General features: G+C 53.2%; 16 protein-coding genes and 1 pseudogene. 14 read left to right on the forward strand and 3 right to left on the reverse strand.

The genetic code is table 11. The annotated features are described in order from the left end of the window. Window positions 1–54: 54 nt before the first annotated feature. Window positions 55–1,056 (forward strand): type I glyceraldehyde-3-phosphate dehydrogenase, encoded by a 1,002-nt coding sequence (gap, locus tag CRO08_RS05650; RefSeq protein ID WP_072811949.1) that lies wholly within the window; start codon window positions 55–57, stop codon window positions 1,054–1,056. A gap of 760 nt (window positions 1,057–1,816) precedes the next feature. Here gap and CRO08_RS05660 read toward each other — a convergent pair. Beyond that, window positions 1,817–3,133 (reverse strand): cellulase family glycosylhydrolase, encoded by a 1,317-nt coding sequence (locus CRO08_RS05660; protein ID WP_176495072.1) that lies wholly within the window; start codon window positions 3,131–3,133, stop codon window positions 1,817–1,819. 215 nt (window positions 3,134–3,348) lie between these two features. Between CRO08_RS05660 and CRO08_RS05665 the strand changes: the two genes are divergently transcribed. From CRO08_RS05665 to CRO08_RS05680, 4 genes are read left to right on the forward strand one after another with little or no spacing between them, the layout of a single operon-like run. Further along, window positions 3,349–4,482, forward strand: a complete 1,134-nt coding sequence (locus CRO08_RS05665; protein ID WP_097035383.1) for a GGDEF domain-containing protein — start codon at window positions 3,349–3,351, stop codon at window positions 4,480–4,482. Continuing rightward, the gene (locus CRO08_RS05670) at window positions 4,479–5,612 is read left to right on the forward strand and encodes a diguanylate cyclase (protein ID WP_097035384.1); all 1,134 of its coding nucleotides are present in this window, start codon (window positions 4,479–4,481) and stop codon (window positions 5,610–5,612) included. Before CRO08_RS05665 ends, CRO08_RS05670 begins: the two co-directional genes overlap by 4 nt. A gap of 51 nt (window positions 5,613–5,663) precedes the next feature. Beyond that, a complete protein-coding gene (locus tag CRO08_RS05675) occupies window positions 5,664–6,077 on the forward strand; it encodes an ATP-binding protein (protein ID WP_072811961.1) in 414 nt (137 codons plus the stop codon). Window positions 6,078–6,109: 32 nt separating this feature from the next. Beyond that, complete coding sequence (locus CRO08_RS05680; protein WP_072811964.1) at window positions 6,110–6,406, forward strand: STAS domain-containing protein; 297 nt, start codon at window positions 6,110–6,112, stop codon at window positions 6,404–6,406. 297 nt (window positions 6,407–6,703) lie between these two features. On the opposite strand, the pseudogene thiC reads toward CRO08_RS05680, so the two are convergent. Together thiC and ilvD are read right to left on the reverse strand one after the other, a co-directional pair. After that, window positions 6,704–8,386 (reverse strand): annotated as a pseudogene (gene thiC / locus CRO08_RS05685) (phosphomethylpyrimidine synthase ThiC); the annotation flags it as partial. Window positions 8,387–8,458: 72 nt separating this feature from the next. Further along, complete coding sequence (ilvD, locus tag CRO08_RS05690) at window positions 8,459–10,318, reverse strand: dihydroxy-acid dehydratase (RefSeq protein WP_097035386.1); 1,860 nt, start codon at window positions 10,316–10,318, stop codon at window positions 8,459–8,461. Window positions 10,319–10,550: 232 nt separating this feature from the next. On the opposite strand from ilvD, the gene CRO08_RS05695 reads away from it, so the two are divergent. From CRO08_RS05695 to CRO08_RS05730, 9 genes are all read left to right on the forward strand, one after another. Beyond that, complete coding sequence (locus CRO08_RS05695) at window positions 10,551–11,462, forward strand: PD-(D/E)XK nuclease family transposase (protein WP_097035387.1); 912 nt, start codon at window positions 10,551–10,553, stop codon at window positions 11,460–11,462. Window positions 11,463–11,622: 160 nt separating this feature from the next. Then, window positions 11,623–11,952 (forward strand): transposase, encoded by a 330-nt coding sequence (locus CRO08_RS05700; RefSeq protein WP_073321178.1) that lies wholly within the window; start codon window positions 11,623–11,625, stop codon window positions 11,950–11,952. Window positions 11,953–11,969: 17 nt separating this feature from the next. Next, a complete protein-coding gene (locus CRO08_RS05705; RefSeq protein ID WP_176495016.1) occupies window positions 11,970–12,818 on the forward strand; it encodes an IS3 family transposase in 849 nt (282 codons plus the stop codon). 56 nt (window positions 12,819–12,874) lie between these two features. Next, complete coding sequence (locus CRO08_RS05710; protein WP_097035388.1) at window positions 12,875–13,975, forward strand: InlB B-repeat-containing protein; 1,101 nt, start codon at window positions 12,875–12,877, stop codon at window positions 13,973–13,975. Window positions 13,976–14,014: 39 nt separating this feature from the next. Continuing rightward, window positions 14,015–14,344 carry a transposase gene (locus CRO08_RS05715; RefSeq protein ID WP_097034692.1) on the forward strand — a complete coding sequence of 110 codons (330 nt, stop codon included), beginning with the start codon at window positions 14,015–14,017 and terminating at the stop codon, window positions 14,342–14,344. Between the two features lie 17 nt (window positions 14,345–14,361). Further along, window positions 14,362–15,210, forward strand: coding sequence for an IS3 family transposase (locus tag CRO08_RS05720; RefSeq protein ID WP_176495013.1), 849 nt, complete (start codon window positions 14,362–14,364; stop codon window positions 15,208–15,210). Between the two features lie 56 nt (window positions 15,211–15,266). Further along, on the forward strand, window positions 15,267–16,928 hold the full coding sequence (locus tag CRO08_RS05725; RefSeq protein ID WP_097035389.1) for an InlB B-repeat-containing protein: 1,662 nt from the start codon (window positions 15,267–15,269) through the stop codon (window positions 16,926–16,928). 6 nt (window positions 16,929–16,934) lie between these two features. Beyond that, entirely contained in the window at window positions 16,935–17,063 is a 129-nt protein-coding gene (locus tag CRO08_RS17295) for a hypothetical protein (protein ID WP_255252248.1), read from the forward strand. Between the two features lie 154 nt (window positions 17,064–17,217). Next, entirely contained in the window at window positions 17,218–18,402 is a 1,185-nt protein-coding gene (locus tag CRO08_RS05730) for a nucleotidyltransferase family protein (RefSeq protein ID WP_097035390.1), read from the forward strand. The last annotated feature ends 58 nt before the right edge of the window (window positions 18,403–18,460 follow it).

Raw genomic sequence — 18,460 nt, forward strand, 5'->3', positions numbered from 1 at the left:
AGCACCACCCTAAAGGTGGCTAGCAATTTCAACAATAAACAAAAGGATCCAATAATGGCTCTCAAACTCGGTATCAATGGTTTCGGCCGCATCGGCCGTATGGTCTTCCGCGCTGCTGTGGAAAACTTCTCCAAGGACATTCAGGTTGTCGGTATCAACGACCTTCTCGACGTTGACTACCTCGCTTACATGCTGAAGTACGACTCCGTGCACGGCGCTTTCAAGCACGACGTGTCTTTCGAAGGCAACTTCCTCATCGTCGATGGCAACAAGATTCAGGTGTTCGCCGAAAAGGATCCCTCCAACATCACTTGGGGTGCCCTCGGTGTTGACGTCGTTGTGGAATCCACTGGCTTCTTCCTGACCGACGAACTCGCCCGCGCCCACATCAAGGCCGGTGCCAAGAAGGTCATCATGTCCGCTCCTTCCAAGGACGCTACCCCGATGTTCGTTTACGGTGTGAACCACCAGACCTACGCCGGCCAGGACATCATCTCCAACGCTTCCTGCACCACCAACTGCCTCGCCCCGATGTCCAAGGTCCTCAACGACAAGTTCGGCATCAAGCGTGGCCTCATGACCACCGTTCACGCTGCAACTGCTACGCAGAAGACCGTCGACGGCCCGTCCAAGAAGGACTGGCGCGGTGGCCGCGGCATCCTCGAAAACATCATCCCGTCTTCTACGGGTGCTGCTAAGGCCGTGGGCAAGGTTCTCCCGCAGCTCAACGGTAAGCTCACCGGTATGAGCCTCCGCGTTCCGACCTCCGACGTTTCCTTCGTTGACCTCACTGCCGAACTCGAAAAGCCGGCTACCTACGAAGAAATCTGCAAGGCCATGAAGGAAGCTTCTGAAGGCGAACTCAAGGGCATCCTCGGTTACACCGACGAAGCTCTCGTTTCTACCGACTTCCGCAACGACGCTCGCACTTCTATCTTCGACGTCAAGGCTGGCATCCAGCTCGACCCGACCTTCGTGAAGGTTTGCGCCTGGTACGATAACGAATGGGGCTACAGCAACAAGGTTTGCGAAATGGCCCGCGTCATCACCAAGTAATTGATTTCGGCAAAGCGCTAGTGGCGCGGACGTAACCGCCTTCGGGCATCAAGATTTCCGCGCCTCCGCTTGAAACTTTTACAAGAAGCCCCGCTCAATCGAGCGGGGTTCTCTTTTTATAACCGCTCGTTCGACGTTTAGGGATTGGAACCTCCGGTTACTCACTCACTCTCGCCGCCACGCCTCGTTAAGACGAGGCGCTTGCGGCTCACATGGAACCGCTCGTTCGTCAGGCGGAGCAAACGTTGCTTTTGGGCGGTGCGAATGCTGCTTTTGGGTGAAATAGCAGACTAAATGGGGCTTTTGTCGCTGTTAGGTCTGTAGGATTTTGTACAAATTAAACATTTTTTGGCGAAAAATATGCTGTTTGCTCCCGAAAATGAACTTTTGAGGATGCTTTCGGGGGCAAAAGTCCTGAAAAATGCCTGAAAAAGTACGAATAAACTAAAAATCAGCAGACCAAATGCCGCTTGGAAGGCTATTTGGTCTGTAAAAATGCGAATCATTCGCAAATTGCCTTCGAAGAGCCCGCAACAAGCCCGCTTCGCGCCCCCGCACCCCGCACCTTGCATCCCTCGTGCACCCCGCACCGCGCATCCCGCAAAAAGCCCGCTTCGCGCCCCCGCACCCCGCACCTCGCACCTCGCATCCCGCACCTCGCATCCCGCAAAAAGCCCGCTTCGCGCCCTCCCTAGTCTCATACAAAAATCCCGAGGGCCGCAGCCCCCGGGACTTCTCTCTCTTTTGGTGTAACTCTTGCTTATCGCACCTGCACGCGCATCGTCTTGCCGCCTTCCTTCGCGTTCACGCGCACGACGTACGAACCGGAGGGGAGGCTTGCGAGCGAAAGCGCACCGCTCACGTTATCGACAGCCATGAACTTGTTGCCCAGCAGGCTGTAGATTTCAACATTCGCGTTGCCGCCGGCGATATTCAGGGTCTTGCCCTCGAGGCTCACGTTGAAGCCGCCTGCAATTGCGGGGGCCTTGATCCCGACTTCTTCTTCGGCCTTGCAGGCCTTGTAGCTCGTGGGGTTCGTGGCGAGGTAGCCCTTCACCAGGTTGCCCGATGTTGTGTACTGCAGCGAGGTCTTGCTGGAGCCGTTCTGGAAAGCTGCCGTTCCTTCGGAAATATAGGATGCCGACCAGTTCGCCCAGGAGAGCTTGTGCTTGTTGACGTAGTCCTGCCAGCTCTTGTTGCGGCTCTGGTTGGGGTCTCCGCCGCCGCTGGCGTCTGCTGTTCCCCATTCCGAGACGAATACGGAGAGGCCCGCATTCATGGCTTTTTCGCCCTTGGAACCTTCACTTTCTCCACCCCAGTCGTAGTTGCCGCTCCAGTTATGGGAATTTGCATAGTAGTGCAGGGTGTAGGCCGTATTCTTTTTGCTGTCGTTCACCTCGTTGCCAATGGCGTCACTGGGGTTCTGGTCCCAGGAGGGGTTGCCCACGAGCACCAGGTTGTCGGAATACTGGCGGATTACCTGGATGACCTGGTTCGCATAGTTCTTCACTTCGCTCCAGGAAATCTGCTGCGGCTCGTTATAGACTTCGAAAATCACGTTGTCGTACTGGCCGTAGGTTTCTGCCATTTCCTTGAAGAAGTTCTTGGCGGCGTCGGTCTGCTTGTGGGCCTCGTGTGAGTGCCAGTCGATAATCACGTAGATGTCGTTCTTGATGGCGGCCTCGACGACGGTTTTCATCAGGTTCTTCTGGGTGTTGGGGTCGCTCGCGTAACCCTTGTAGCCGCCCTGCCAGTCTTCGTTGCCGGTAGCCATGGCGGCGCGCACAATCTGGATCTTCATGTCGTTCACCATGGTGGTGATGCCTTCTTCGCTCCAGTATTCAACAGCCTGGGGCATCAGGCTCCAGTAGAGGCTCATTCCGCGCACCTGCACTTCGGCGCCGTCCTTGACGCCTTCGCAGCTGCCGTAGATTTGCCCCTTGCCCTGCGAGTTCTTGCCGGTCATTAGCTGGCCGTACTGGCTCACGGGGCCCACGCGGGTGGGGGTGATTTGCGCGAATGCGGTTGTGGCCAGCGATGCCGCCAGAGCCAGGGATGCCGCCGTTGAGAATCTCATAATACCTCCATACACTGCTTGCGCAATGTAAAAACGTTCATACACTTTTCTTAATCTATATTCAAATTTCGCCATTTTTACGCTTTTAGGTGTATTTCGTGTTTACATCGGCAACCATATGTGAGTCTAGTCACGCATAAGGGGAAATATTGCCATAAATTTAATGCTAAAAGGGTGTTTTTTTTATTATTTTATCATATACAAAAGGCTTCTCGATGTCGCTCTATATAACCGTCAATACACTCTGCGCTGTCATCATGATTATCCTCATGTTCATGGTTAAGCGTGGCGTGATGCACGAGTCCGACCAGAAGACGTTTTTTAACCTCTGCCTCCATTCGCTGCTCCTTTTTTCGTTCGACATTCTCTGGGTAGTGCTGGACGGGACTTCGTTTTCCCACGGCCCGCTGATAAACAAGATTGTAAACGCCGCCTATTTTGCGCAAAGTGGCGTCGTGTGCTATTACTGGAGCCGCTATTCTCTGTTCCTTTCGGGGAACAGGCTCAAGTTGTGGAAGTTCTACAGGGTGCTGTTCATGCTGCCCATGATTGTGGTTGCCTTCATGGCGATTGCCTCCATCTGGACAGGGTGGTTCTTTACCGTGGATGCCACGAACCACTACCAGCGTGGCGAATACCTCATTTTGCACGTGAGCCTCATCTTCGCGTACCTGCTGTATTCCTTCTTTGTCGCGGTCTTTGCCATCAAGCGCAAGCGTGAACTGGTGAACAAGAACAAGCTTTATGCCATCTCGGCGCTCGGCTTCTTGCCGTTTTTTGCAGAAATTGTCCAGATTGAGTACCCCGGACTTTCGGTTTTCTGCGTGGGTGCGACCCTCGGCCTCGTGGTGGTTTTCCTCGAAATCCAGCGCGAGATGATTTCGCTCGACCCGTTGACCCGCCTCAACAACCGCAACCAGGCGAGCATCTACCTGAGTTCGCGGTTCAAGCAAGAAATCCCGGGCAAGATGCTTTACCAATTCGCGATGGACCTCGACAAGTTCAAGGGTATCAACGATACCTACGGCCACATGGAGGGCGATAACGCGCTCATGATTGTTTCGATGGTGCTGAAACTCGTGTGTGGCCCGCGCGGGCACTTTATTTCGCGCTACGGGGGCGACGAGTTCGTGGTGTTCGCGAACCTCCCGGACGACGATGCCGCGAATGAACTCTGCGCCGCCATCGAGGAAAAGCTGGAAAAGAAGTCCATCGGGCTTCCGTACGCACTCAAGATGAGCATCGGGTACGCAAGGCTCCGGAAGGGCGAAACCGAGGAATCCCTTGGCCGCAGGGCGGACGAATCCCTTTATGAAATCAAGAAGCGCAAGAAGGTGGATCGGGTATGAGCGAGTACTTGCTTGAATATGCCGAAATAAGCCTGTTCTGCATTGCGGTCCTCGCCGTGATGCTCAGGGCGCTCCGCACGAGCCTGAACAGGCTTGCCGACCAGACCATCCTCACGCACGTGTTCGTAATGATTATGATGCTTTTCGTCTTCGACCTCGCGTCGGAGATGGTCGAGGGGCACGCTACCCCGGCCGCCATAGCTGTGAACCACGTCTGCTGCATCGCGTTCCTCTCGCTGAACCTGTTCCTCGCGTTCCAGTGGCTTCGCTTTGTGGGCTACAACCTGCAGCTCCATTTTTGGCACCATAAGCGGACCTTGCTCTATTTACTGATTCCCTTGATGGTGGGCGTCTTGCTTATCGCGTGCTCCATATCGCAGGGCTGGATTTACCGCATTAGCCCCGACAACCACGCCATCCGCGGGAACGCTTACTTTGTCTATATTGCCATTTGCTGCTTCTATATGCTGGGGACGGGCTTCATTGCGGGCCGTCGCGTGTTCATTAGGCGCTACTACTCCGACAAGCTTTTGTACCTGGCCTTGGCGTCGTGTGGCGTGTTGCCCGCATTCTTTTTTGTTCTCGAGTACTTTACGGGCACGCATCCCTTCTCGGTATACTCGATGGTGGTTGCCGTGCTTTGGGTATTCCTCGAACTGCAATCCCGCATGATTTCGACGGACCCGCTCACCAAGCTTAACAACAGGAACCAGCTGAACGTGTTTCTTGATTCCAAGATGGGGCAGAATTCGGCGAAGGGCTCGCTGTACCTGTTCGTGCTCGATGTGGACAAGTTCAAGGACATAAACGATAACTTCGGGCATCACGAAGGCGACCGCGCGCTGATTACGGTTGCCGACGTGCTCAAGAAGGTTTGCGGCCCCCGCGGTTGCTTCATTTCGCGCTTTGGCGGTGATGAGTTCAACCTGGTGGCGGAACTGCCCGATGCCTCTGCCGCGGAGGCCCTGAAAGACGCTATCAATGAAGAAATCGCCCTCAGGGACGAAACTCTCCCGTACCGCCTGTGCCTGAGCATCGGGTATGCCTCTGGCTGCGGGAAGGGCGAAACCCTGAAAGACCTGTTTGAACGTGCCGACGAGGCGCTGTACAGGGAAAAGGCGAAGCGCTAGCATGGACTTTCCGGTAAATTTTTCTAAATTCTTTCTCGCTAGGATTTGGCTATGCAGAATTTGAAGAAAGAAATAACTGTTGATTCCAAGATTGAGAACATCGACGCCCTGACGGCGTTCGTGGAGAAGGAACTTGAACCGTTTGAACCTTCGATGAAGGCCCAGATGCAGATTAACGTTGCAATCGATGAACTTTTTAGCAACGTGGTGCATTATTCCGGCTCGTCGAAGATGACGCTCGTTCTGGAAGTCGTGGAAGACGTGCTTTCGGCTAGCCTGACGTTTATCGATAACGGCGTGGCGTACGACCCGCTTGCGAAAGCCGACCCGGATGTTACGCTTTCTGCCGACGACCGCGAGATTGGCGGGCTTGGCATTTTCCTGGTCAAGAAGACGATGGACCAGATGGAATACAAGCGCGATGGCGAGAAGAACATTCTCAAGATTACGAAGAAACTGGGCTAGGCCACAAGGAAAGTTTTAAAAAAGAGGTTAATATGCAGATTGAAAAGAAACTCGAAAACAACGTTTTGAGCTTTGCCCTGGAAGGGCGCTTGGATACCATGACCGCCCCGCAGCTCGAGGCTGAGGTCGTCGGAAAACTTGATGGCGTTACCGAATTGAATTTCGATTTCGCCAAGCTCTCTTACATTTCTTCTGCAGGCCTGCGCGTGCTGCTTTCTGCCCAGAAGGTCATGAACAAGCAGGGCAAGATGTTTATCCGCAACGTGTGCCCCGAAATCAAGGAAATCTTTGATGTGACGGGTTTCGCGGATATCCTTACCATCGTGTAAGAATTCGTAAGCAAATAAACTATTTAATTTGTTATCCCTGCGCAGGCGGGCGGGCCGCACTTGACAACCTGTTGTTTAGTGCGCATGGCCACCAAGGTGTGGATTTCTTTGTTATAGATTTTATGTATAAAATAAGCCCGCTTTCGCGGGCTGTTTAAAGAATGCGAGCAAAGACAAAATGATTCCATTAGGTTAGTTAGTCTTTGCTCGCCCTTCGCCTCGACAACAGGTTTATACCTGTTGCCTCGTCTCGGCGCATGTGCGGCCCTATACGTCGCCGACTTCGCCGGTCTTGACGAAATTCCGCACCGCACGCGTAATGCGCATGCTGCAGAAATTAGGTCCGCACATGCTGCAGAAGTGGCTTGCCTTGGCCTGGCTGCCGGGGAGCGTCTTGTCGTGGAATTCCATCGCCTTCTCGGGGTCGAGCGATAGCGCGAACTGGTCGTTCCAGCGGAAGTCGAAGCGGGCGCGCGAAAGGGCGTCGTCGCGGAACTGCGCTGCGAAATGGCCCTTTGCAAGGTCGGCCGCATGGGCGGCAAGCTTGTAGGTGACCACACCTGCGCGCACGTCGTCGCGGTCGGGGAGCCCGAGGTGTTCCTTGGGCGTCACGTAGCAAAGCATCGCGGTGCCGTACCAGCCGATTTGTGCTGCGCCGATGGCCGATGTGATGTGGTCGTAACCGGGGGCGATATCGGTGGTGAGGGGGCCGAGCGTGTAGAACGGGGCCCCGTGGCACTTTTCGAGCTGGCGCGCCATGTTGTCCTGAATCTTGTGCATGGGCACGTGACCCGGGCCTTCGATAATCACCTGCACGCCGTATTCCCAGGCAATCTTCGTGAGCTCGCCAAGCGTGTCCAGTTCTCCGAACTGGGCCGCGTCGTTGGCGTCGGCGAGGCTTCCCGGACGCAGACCATCGCCCAAAGAAACGGCAACGTCGTAGGCGGCGAGAATCTCGCAGATTTCACGGAAGTGCGTGTACAAGAAGTTCTGCTGGTGGTGGCGCATCTGCCAGAGGGCAAGGATGGAACCGCCGCGGCTCACGATACCCGTGGTGCGCTTGGCGGTAAGCGGAATGTGTTCCAGCAACAGGCCCGCGTGAATCGTGAAGTAGTCAACGCCCTGTTCCGCCTGCTCAATAAGCGTGTCGCGGTACAGTTCCCACGTGAGTTCTTCGGCCTTGCCGTTCACCTTTTCGAGCGCCTGGTAGATAGGCACAGTCCCTATAGGTACAGGACTGTTGCGGATAATCCATTCGCGCGTCTCGTGGATGTGCTTTCCGGTGGAAAGGTCCATCACGGTGTCGGCGCCCCAGCGCACGGACCAGGCCATCTTTTCGACTTCTTCTTCGATAGAAGAAGTGATGGCGGAGTTTCCGATATTGCTGTTGATCTTGGTCAAGAAATTCGTACCGATAATCATCGGTTCGCATTCCGGGTGGTTGATGTTCCCCGGCAGAATTGCACGGCCCGCGGCGATTTCGTCACGCACGAATTCCGGCGTAATGGGGGAGCCTTCAATCTTGATTTTACCCTGGGCCTGCAGTTCGTCAAGGCGCTGGTTTTCACGGATGGCCACGTATTCCATTTCCTTGGTGACGATTCCCTTGCGGGCGTAGTCGAGCTGCGTCAAGTGGTGCCCGGCCTTCGCGCGGAGCGGGTGATGCTCGGCGTTAAAGCGCAGGTGGTCGAGTTCGTGGTTTGCACGGCGGGCGCGGCCATAAGCAGACGTCATGTCGTCCAGCTGTTCGGCGTCGCCACGTTCCATAATCCACGATTCGCGGAAACGTTCGATGCCCTTCGTCACGTCGAGCTTGGCGTCTACATCGCTGTAAGGGCCGCTCGTGTCGTACACGGGAACCACCGGCGTTTCGGGGTCTTCTGTCAAAATTTCGCGCATTCCCACGCGGATGTCCGGGTACATCTTGCCCGGCACATACACCTTGCGGGAATTCATAAAAGGCTTAAGGAGAGAATCCATTACTTTTCCTTAATGTCATCCCCGGGTTTCCCCGGTTTTGTCATCCCCGCGAAGGCGGGGATCTTTTTTTACTTACTTAACTCCAATGAGGCTCAAATCGCGGACTGCACCCTTGTCGGCAGACGATGCCATCGCAGCGTATGCCTGCAAGGCCTTGGACACAACGCGGTCGCGGTGTTCCGGCTGCCATGCCTTGGCGCCGCGGGCTTCCATTTCCTTGCGGCGTGCGGCGAGTTCGTCGTCGGTGAGTTGCACGTTGATGCTGCGGTTCGGGATGTCAATTTCGATGACGTCGCCCGTGTGCACGAGGCCGATGTTACCCTTGTTGGCGGCTTCCGGAGAAGCGTGGCCGATGGAGAGACCGCTCGTACCGCCGGAGAAGCGTCCGTCGGTAAGGAGGGCGCAGGACTTGCCGAGGTGACGGCTCTTGAGGTAGCTGGTCGGGTAGAGCATTTCCTGCATGCCGGGGCCACCCTTCGGGCCTTCGTAGCGGATAACGACCACGTCGCCAGCCTTCACCACGTTCGGGTCGAGAATGCCCTTCACGGCATCTTCCTGGCTTTCGAACACCACGGCGGGGCCGGTGAACTTGAAGATGGATTCATCGACGCCGGCGGTCTTCACGATGCAACCATCAACAGCGAGGTTACCGTACAGAACGGCGAGGCCGCCGTCCTTGGTGTAGGCGTGTTCGCCATCACGGATAGCGCCGTTAGCGCGGTCGAGATCGTGATCCGGGTACATGAAGTTCTGCGAGAAGGCGACCAGGTTGTACTTGCGGCCCGGGCCGGCGAGGTAGCGCTGCTTGGCTTCGGCGGTCGGGTTACGCTTGAGGTCGTTCACTTCGAGGGCTTCGCCCATGGTTGCGGCGTGAACGGTCTTTGCATTCTTGTGGATGAGGCCCATGCGGTCGAGTTCGCCCATGATGCCCATGATGCCACCGGCGCGGTTCACGTTTTCCACGTGGATGTTGTGGACCGTCGGGGCCACCTTGCAGATGCACGGCGTGTTGCGGGAGAGGCGGTCGATGTCCTTCATGGTGAAGTCGACGCCTGCTTCCTGGGCCACGGCGAGCAAGTGAAGAACGGTGTTGGAGGAGCCGCCCATGGCAATGTCGAGGCGCATGGCGTTTTCGAAAGCGTCCTTCGTGGCGATGCTACGCGGGAGGATGCTGTCGTCGTTCAAATCGTAATACTGGTGGCAGAGTTCCACGATGCGCTTACCGGCGGCTTCGAACAGCTTCTTGCGTTCGGCGTGGGTCGCAACGATGGTGCCGTTACCGGGCAAGCTGAGGCCCAAGGCTTCGGTCAGGGAGTTCATGGAGTTTGCGGTGAACATACCGGAGCAGGAACCGCAAGTGGGGCAGGAGTTCGCTTCGATGGCGGCCACTTCTTCATCGCTGATGGTGCTGTCGGCGGAATCGATCATGGCGTCAATCAGGTCGAGGGCGCGGTCCTTGCCGTCCTTCGTGGTCACGTGGCCGGCTTCCATGGGGCCGCCGCTGACGAAGATTGCGGGGATGTTGAGGCGCATGGCGGCCATGAGCATACCCGGAGTCACCTTGTCGCAGTTGGAGATGCACACAAGGGCGTCGGCGCGGTGGGCGTTAGCCATGTATTCGGTAGAGTCTGCAATCAGGTCGCGGCTGGGCAAGCTGTAGAGCATGCCGTCGTGGCCCATGGCGATACCGTCATCGACCGCGATGGTGTTCATTTCCTTGGCGACACCGCCTGCGGCTTCGATCGCGCGGGCGACAACCTGGCCCAAGTCCTTCAGGTGGACGTGTCCCGGAACAAACTGGGTATAGCTGTTCACCACGCAGATGACGGGCTTACCAAAGTCTTCCACCTTGGTTCCAGTTGCGTGCCACAGGGCGCGTGCACCGGCCATTTCACGGCCTTCCATAGTCTTGAGCGAACGAAGTTTCGGCATAATAATCCTCTTTGATGCGGCGTTCCCATTTACATCGTCATCCCCGCGAAGGCGGGGATCTTTTTTAATGGGTTGAGCCTTTGTTTCGCGGAGAAATGTAGAAAAAAAAGGGTGTGAAGAAAAAAATTAGCGTCGTTTTGGCTCATTTTGTCCGCGAAACCGTTTTATAGTATAGATAGGGCCTTCTCTATCCGCCTTTGCGGGGGCGTTCCCGCAGAAAAAGGAATGTAAAATGGACCGTAAACAGTTTGCTAGGTTTATCAAATTGCTCAAGGAAGCAAATGAAAGGGGCGAAGATGTTGACGCTATCATGAAGGCGTACGAGCACGAGAATGCTTACATCTACAACGATGGGGTGTTCAAGAAGATTTTCGCAAGCGAGGAGAACATCGCGCTTACCACTGACCTTGTGAACGCAAGTCTCGACCTCTTCGGGTGCGACTGCATCAGTCACGCGAGAATCGTGAATCCCTTCGTCCCGGGCGAGACGGGCAACAGCAGCGTAGAGCCTGACATTATGCTTGTAAACGACCGCGGCGTGGGACAACCCCGCGACCGCATCTCCATCGACGTGCAGCACAATAACAACACGCTCTACCCGGCACGCCTTGTGCTCTACGTATCCCGCATTACTAGCAACATGGTGAAGCGCGGCGCCCCTCCGTTGCTCGAAAACCTGAATGTCGTGAGTTTCCAGTTCTTTGAGGCTTTCCCGAAGTCGAAAAACTACCGGCATGTCGTGCAACTCAGCAATCAGGAGGGCATGCTATATTTCGACTTGCAGACCATGACGATTGTCGAGGTGAAGAAGTTCCTCGAACATGCCGATGCCTATGCAGACGACAACAGTCGCCTCGCGCAATGGCTCAGGGCAATCGACACTCTCAACCGCGAGGCAGGTTTCAGCGAGTTTTCGCAGGACCCCGTGTTCAGGGTATTGCAAAATGCCGTAAAAATGTGTAATTTTAGTGCGAGGTATCTTATGACTGTAGATATGAGCGACGTTGATCGGGCTATGGAGAAGTACGAGGCCGCGTTGGAAAAATCCAAGGAAATCGCGAAGGGGTTGCTGCGCGATGGTGTGCCGCTTGATGTCATTGTGCGAAATACCAATCTCCCTGAGAAGGTTATTCTCTCGTTGTAGTGGCCCGGTAGTCGTATAATCTCGTGCCCTGCTTCGGCGGGGCTAAAATCCCCGAAATTTGACGAAAATCACATTTTTGGCAGGGTGGACCATGCAGGAGTTTAATAAGAGGGTAGCATAAGCTACTATATTCATTGCGCAACCCCAAAAAGGTAAAACAATGGCAAAAGTCAACTACAACTCCGAGACAAGGGAACAAGTCATCAAACTGGTCCTGAAAGGCGAAAAGTCCGCAAATCAGATAGCCAAGGAACTCGGAATAGGGCCAAATACGGTCGGTAGGTGGGTAAACGAGTACCGCAAGGAACACAACCTGCCGAGCTATCGCGAGGAACGGCGCATCCGCAAGGTGTCCGTCGAGGAACTCGCCGCCAAGAACAGGGAACTGGAGAAGCTCCTGAAGAAACGCGAAAAGGAACTCGCGGACGAGAAGGAGACGGTAGAGATCCTAAAAAAATCCCTGCACATCTTTATGCGACCACACGACTGAAATGCGAGGCGATACACGTGAACCGCAAGAAATACTCAGTCAGGAAGATGTGCAGAGCTCTAGGAATACCGCAGTGTTCCTACTACCAGTGGTCAAAACAGGAAACGGCAAGGGCCGAACGCAAGGCCCGTGAAGAACGGCTTGTCCAGAAGGTCCGCGACACCTTCGAAGAAAACCACCGCGTGTACGGTTGCCCGAAGATGCTGGCGGCACTCCAAGACAAGGGTGTCGAGGTAAAGGTGTGGAAACTGCGCCGCATCATGCGCGAGAACGGTCTCTATCCGGTCACGCTCAAGAAATGGAAACCCTACCGCAAGGGCAAATGTGACTCCATGTACAGCGAGAACCTGGTGCAGCGGAAGTTCGATCCCGACAGTCTGAACGCCGTCTGGGCCGGCGACATCACCTACGTCAAGACTACGCTTGGCTGGGTGTACCTTGCCGTGGTACTTGACCTATGCAACAAGGAGGCGGTGGGTTATGCCGTGAGCAAGAACATCGACACGGAACTTGTCAAGCGCGCGTTGTCCAATGCCATCATGCAACGCGGCCATCACGACGGACTAATCTTCCATTCCGACCGTGGCGTGCAGTACAGCAGCATGGGCTACCGCACGATGCTCTCGGAGAATGGGATAACGCCCTCGATGAGCGCCCCGGGCTGCCCCTACGACAACGCCTGCATGGAAAGCTTCTTCGCAAGCTTCAAGAAGGAGATGGCCTACAGGCGAGACTTCAAGGACATCGAAGACGTGCGGGAGGCCGTTTTCAGGTACATCGAGCTGTTCTACAACCGGAAACGGCTCCATAGTTCGCTCGGTTACATGACACCGGTGGAATATAGGCTGTCAAAACAGGCTGCCTAGACCACAAGGGTATACCACTTAACAAGAAAAAAGGATATATTTTAACTTAACCGGTAATGAATATGGTTGTTCATGAACCCACTATTAAAAAAACTACAAATCCACCTGTTAACGGGGACTTGCTCGGAACGTTCCCAGATGGATCTTCTGAATCGGTATCAATAAAGATTGAAGATGGAAAGAGAATTGTTGTTCAGGGCTTTGCTAGACCGACTTCATTTATTGATGCTCAAAATGTAAAGTATAATTTTATGGGCTGGGCTTTTGCAGAAAGTCCTACAACTGCTTTAGTTGCAGATGGACTTGACAATCTTCCCCTTGCAACAAGGGATACGACTTTGCTTGCCGTATGGACTACTGCGCCGGTCTATACAGTTCGTTTCTTTGAGAACGATGCGTCTACGGCTTCGTACGTAAGTACTGTATATGAAAACGAGAAGGCCACTGAACTGACCGTTGATAAGATGGATCCGCATCCTGGCTATACTTTCGAAGGTTGGTTTGAAAGCGGTGCGGAAAAATCATTTGATTTTAAAAAGACTATTACGACAGATGTAAATCTCTATGCCAAGTGGGTGAAAAATTCTTATACGGTAAACTATGTATTGAACTGTTCGGATGAATGCACAAATTCAAATGCAGACGAGTTTACTGTTGATGGAATGCTTCTTTCCAATCCTGAATGGGATGAAAAACATCGTTTCTTGGGCTGGTATGCAGATGCTGAATTTAAGGATAAGAAAACAAGCATTCCTGCGGGTTTGACTGAAGACATTACGCTTTATGCAGAATGGGATACTGTCACTTATGACATCACATATAGAGCGGGAGCCTATGGAACAGGGCTTGTTGCTTCTGAAAAGAAATTCCATAATGAGCCCTATACACTAAGGGATACGTCTTATACTCGCAAAGGCTATTTGCAGAGTGGATGGGTTTCTGAGGAAGGGCTGACTTACGCTTTCGGTGATGAGTATTCCGCTAATGCTCCTTTGATTGTTTATCCGACGTGGGATACTATTTCTTACACGATTACGTATGAATGTAATGGTTGTGATGTTTCTGACAATAAAAAATATCCGAAAAGTTTCAACGTTGAAAGTAAGTTTAGTATAAAGGACTGGACCATGCAGGAGTTTAATAAGAGGGTAGCATAAGCTACTATATTCATTGCGCAACCCCCAAAAGGTAAAACAATGGCAAAAATCAACTATAGCTCCGAGACAAGGGAACAGGTCATCAAGCTGGTCCTGAAAGGCGAAAAGTCAGCAAACCAAATAGCCAAGGAACTCGGAATCGGGCCCAATACAGTCGGTCGGTGGGTAAACGAGTACCGCAAGGAACACAACCTGCCGAGCTACCGCGAGGAACGGCGAATCCGCAAGGTGTCCGTCGAGGAACTCGCCGCCAAGAACAGGGAACTGGAAAAACTCCTGAAGAAGCGTGAAAAGGAGCTTGCGGACGAGAAGGAGACGGTAGAGATCCTAAAAAAATCCCTGCACATCTTTATGCGACCACACGACTGAAATGCGAGGCGATACACGTGAACCGCAAGAAATACTCAGTCAGGAAGATGTGCAGAGCCCTAGGAATACCGCAGTGTTCCTACTACCAGTGGTCGCGCCAGCAGGAAAAACGTGCCGAGAAGAAGGCCCGCGAAGAACGGCTTGTCCAGAAGGTCCGCGACACCTTCGAAGAAAACCACCGCGTGTACGGTTGCCCGAAGATGCAGGCGGCACTCCATGACAAGGGTGACGAGGTAAAGGTGTGGAAACTGCGCCGCATCATGCGCGAGAACGGTCTCTATCCGGTCACGCTCAAGAAATGGAAACCCTACCGCAAGGGCAAATGTGACTCCATGTACAGCGAGAACCTGGTGCAGCGGAAGTTCGATCCCGACAGTCTGAACGCCGTCTGGGCCGGCGACATCACCTACGTCAAGACTACGCTTGGCTGGGTGTACCTTGCCGTGGTACTTGACCTATGCAACAAGGAGGCGGTGGGTTATGCCGTGAGCAAGAACATCGACACGGAACTTGTCAAGCGCGCGTTGTCCAATGCCATCATGCAACGCGGCCATCACGACGGACTAATCTTCCATTCCGACCGTGGCGTGCAGTACAGCAGCATGGGCTACCGCACGATGCTCTCGGAGAATGGGATAACGCCCTCGATGAGCGCCCCGGGCTGCCCCTACGACAACGCCTGCATGGAAAGCTTCTTCGCAAGCTTCAAGAAGGAGATGGCCTACAGGCGAGACTTCAAGGACATCGAAGACGTGCGGGAGGCCGTTTTCAGGTACATCGAGCTGTTCTACAACCGGAAACGGCTCCATAGTTCGCTCGGTTACATGACACCGGTGGAATATAGGCTGTCAAAACAGGCTGCCTAGACCACAAGGGTATACCACTTAACAAGAAAAAAGGATATATTTTAACTTAACCGGTAATGAATATGGTTGTTCATGAACCCACTATTAAAAAAACTACAAATCCAGACCCTGCTTCAATATCTGCTGAATATAAGTTTGGTGGATGGTTTAAGAATGCGGAATTTTCTGGAAATAAGAATCCCAATGTTGCTAAAGGAACTACGGGCGATTTCACATTCTACGGTAAATGGAACAAGATATACAAGATCACTTATGTAGGAACGGATAAACCTCGTTGTGATACTTTGTATACTGTTGATGATGCTATTACATTAAGGAATCCTGCAGACAGTGCTGGTTACACCTTCGGCGGCTGGTTTACTAACGCAAACTTCGAAGGCGATGCCGTGACAGGTATTGCTAAGGGTTCTACCGGTGACACAACCTTCTACGCTAAGTGGGTGCCGGTTCCGTACACGATTACATACAATATAGATGGCGAACCCGCTGAACTGACGCCGAATACATACACGGCGGCCTCTGCAACGGAACTTGCAACCCCGACTAGAAATGGCTATGAATTTGATGGCTGGTACAGCAATGATGAATATACGGGTGATAAGGTGACTTCGATTGCTGCGGGTTCTATCGGTGATACGGCATTCTTTGCCAAGTGGACTCCGATTGAATACTCGATTACCTATGTGGGTGCTGATGACCTTGCAAATCCCAATCCGACATCTTACACTGTCCTTGAGAATGACCTTGCGCTCCTGCCGGTGGCTAAGTCTGGATTCAAGTTCCTTGGCTGGTTCAATGTAAGTGATGAACTTGTAGAAAGTATCTCTGCGGGTTCCACTGGTGATATTACATTGACAGCCAAGTGGGCTAAGTTCCCGGTACTTGTCTCTACATATGGCGGTATTCAAATCTTTGAAAATGAAGATAAAACCAAGACTGCGGTGATTGATGGAACATCTGAAGAAACTGTGATTATTCCCACGGCTGACAATGTCTCTGTCGATCAGGTTGTCTTCAATCGTGATTTTTCTGGAGGAGTAAAGTCGACGGTTATGTTCCCGTTCACGGTAAGCCTGAATGACGTTAGTGGTGGTGAATTCTGGGAGTTCATGGCGATGGAATATTCTTCAGAAACGGGCTGGTTGTTCCGTATCAAGGAACCGGATGATAATGAATTGAAGGCGAATAAACCTTATATCTTTATTGCTGATCAAGAATCGAAGAATATAGAGTTTAATTTGAGTAATTCTGTTTCTTTAAGTACCGATATTATGAATCCATCTGTCCATAATGGATGGGCCTTCAAAGGCGTATATGAAAAAGTTTCTTTCAATGAAGACCATCCTGAATGGAAGTATGCTTATGGCTATTCTGGTGAACAGAAAAGAAATGTGACGAAGGGCTCTTTTATAAGACTCAAATCTACCGGATTTGAAAAAATAGATTTAGCACCGATGCGAGCCTACTTGGTATATGATAAGTCTCTTGCTAAGTCTGCAAGAATAAGCGACAATGCTAATATTGGTTCTCTGCCTGAATTTATCGATGTTGAAATTGTCGGTAAGAAGGGACTTGCTATTGGAGGTGGGGTGTTGAATACCACGACGGGTGAACTTAAGATGGATCGTTGGTATGATTTAAGGGGGCGCAAACTCAATGGCAAGCCCACGACCCAGGGTACATATTACTATAATGGTAAGCGTATAATTGTGAGGTAATAAATCATGGAAGGAAAGAAAAACTACGAAACGCCTAAGATGGATGTGGTGGAACTGAAATATCATCCAGCTGTGCTGTTGGAGGACAGTTGTGGTGGTCAACCCTGTCCAGAAGAGGTTCCTGTTGGTCCATAGTTATGAATATATGTCATAAGAAAGAATATAAAACGCCAAAGATAGACGTTGTCTTTCTTCGAAATCGTACAGATTTACTTTGCGATTCAAAAGAAAGTAATTGTCTTAATCTAGGCTGCATAGATAATCCGAGTGATTCGTCTGCTCTGGTTTAGTGAGTATTCGGTTTGCACTTAATCTCTTCACCCTCATTCGGCTTGCATTCGGTGCAGGCGAGGGGGAATGTGCAAATTACAACGTAGAGACCGCTGAAGAGTGGTCTCTTTTGTATTCCCTGGCGTCCAAGCTCTCGGTGGTGGGCATCGCGTATGCGGGTGTCTGCAAGCTGCCGAAGGACCGGCGGCCGCCGTTGGACCTCGCTTTCCAGTGGGCGAGCGAGGCGGAGGCGATTCGCGGGCACAACCGCCTGGTGAATGACGAGGCTAGGCGGCTTACGGAGCTGTTTGCGGGCGAGGGGAGGCGGACTGCCATCCTGAAGGGGGCGGCGAATGCGCGCCTGTACCCGGACAGGTTCATGCGGCAGTGCGGGGACATCGACATCTGGATAGACGGCGGGCGCGATTCCGTTATCGGCTTGCTGGGCAGGCTCGGCCTGATGGAGCCCGAACCGCAGGCGATTACTGGCCGCAAGATGACGTACGAGGAAAAGTACGCCGAGGCGAAGCGGAAACTTAACGTGAGCGTTTCGAGGCATCATGTGCACCTGGCCCACGATGCTGCTGCGGTTACGGTGGAGGCGCACTTTTTGCCTTCGTCCGGGAATCTGAATCCGTTTACGAACAAGCGGCTGATGAAGTTCCTGAATGACGAGATCTCGAAAACGGAACTTGTGCCGGAGGGTTTCTATGTCCCGTCGCTCAAGTTTGCTCTTACGATGCAGCTCTCGCATATCCAGCGGCACTTTATGGCGGGTGGTATAGGCCTGAAGCAGATTACCGACTACTACGTGCTTTTGCAGCAGGCGGGCGACAGCGACCGTCTCGAAATCGCGAAGAACCTCCGCAGGTTCGGCCTGCTACGCGTGTCCAGGGCCCTGATGTGGTTGCTGGGGCAAATTTACGGGCTCGAGCGCGAGCGTATGCTGTGCGCCCCCGATGAGCGGCTTGGCGGCCGCATGCTCGAGATTGTGCTTGCCGGCGGGAACTTTGGCTTCTATTTCAACGTGAAGTACAGGAATTTCCTTACGCGCTGGATTGGCAGGCGCTGGCGTGCCATCAAGTTCAGCCCGTTCTCTCCGGTGGAGGTGTTCTGGTCGGAGGTCGCCTACTGGCGGACCTTTGCCCGCACGCTCCCTATCCGCATCAAACTGCGGAAGTTCTCGATTCGAGATATGTTCTAACGTCATACCGCCGGCGCGCGAAGCACGACAAGAGTATCACACTCTTGCCCCTGCGGGG

This window comes from Fibrobacter sp. UWT3 (assembly GCF_900230125.1).
Classification (GTDB): domain Bacteria; phylum Fibrobacterota; class Fibrobacteria; order Fibrobacterales; family Fibrobacteraceae; genus Fibrobacter.

Coding starts and splice junctions, on each gene's coding strand:
- gap (WP_072811949.1), top strand. CDS start 55: ATGGCTCTCAAACTCGGTATCAATGGTTTCGGCCGCATCGGCCGTATG.
- CRO08_RS05660 (WP_176495072.1), bottom strand. CDS start 3,133: ATGAGATTCTCAACGGCGGCATCCCTGGCTCTGGCGGCATCGCTGGCC.
- CRO08_RS05665 (WP_097035383.1), top strand. CDS start 3,349: ATGTCGCTCTATATAACCGTCAATACACTCTGCGCTGTCATCATGATT.
- CRO08_RS05670 (WP_097035384.1), top strand. CDS start 4,479: ATGAGCGAGTACTTGCTTGAATATGCCGAAATAAGCCTGTTCTGCATT.
- CRO08_RS05675 (WP_072811961.1), top strand. CDS start 5,664: ATGCAGAATTTGAAGAAAGAAATAACTGTTGATTCCAAGATTGAGAAC.
- CRO08_RS05680 (WP_072811964.1), top strand. CDS start 6,110: ATGCAGATTGAAAAGAAACTCGAAAACAACGTTTTGAGCTTTGCCCTG.
- ilvD (WP_097035386.1), bottom strand. CDS start 10,318: ATGCCGAAACTTCGTTCGCTCAAGACTATGGAAGGCCGTGAAATGGCC.
- CRO08_RS05695 (WP_097035387.1), top strand. CDS start 10,551: ATGGACCGTAAACAGTTTGCTAGGTTTATCAAATTGCTCAAGGAAGCA.
- CRO08_RS05700 (WP_073321178.1), top strand. CDS start 11,623: ATGGCAAAAGTCAACTACAACTCCGAGACAAGGGAACAAGTCATCAAA.
- CRO08_RS05710 (WP_097035388.1), top strand. CDS start 12,875: ATGAATATGGTTGTTCATGAACCCACTATTAAAAAAACTACAAATCCA.
- CRO08_RS05715 (WP_097034692.1), top strand. CDS start 14,015: ATGGCAAAAATCAACTATAGCTCCGAGACAAGGGAACAGGTCATCAAG.
- CRO08_RS05725 (WP_097035389.1), top strand. CDS start 15,267: ATGAATATGGTTGTTCATGAACCCACTATTAAAAAAACTACAAATCCA.
- CRO08_RS17295 (WP_255252248.1), top strand. CDS start 16,935: ATGGAAGGAAAGAAAAACTACGAAACGCCTAAGATGGATGTGGTGGAA.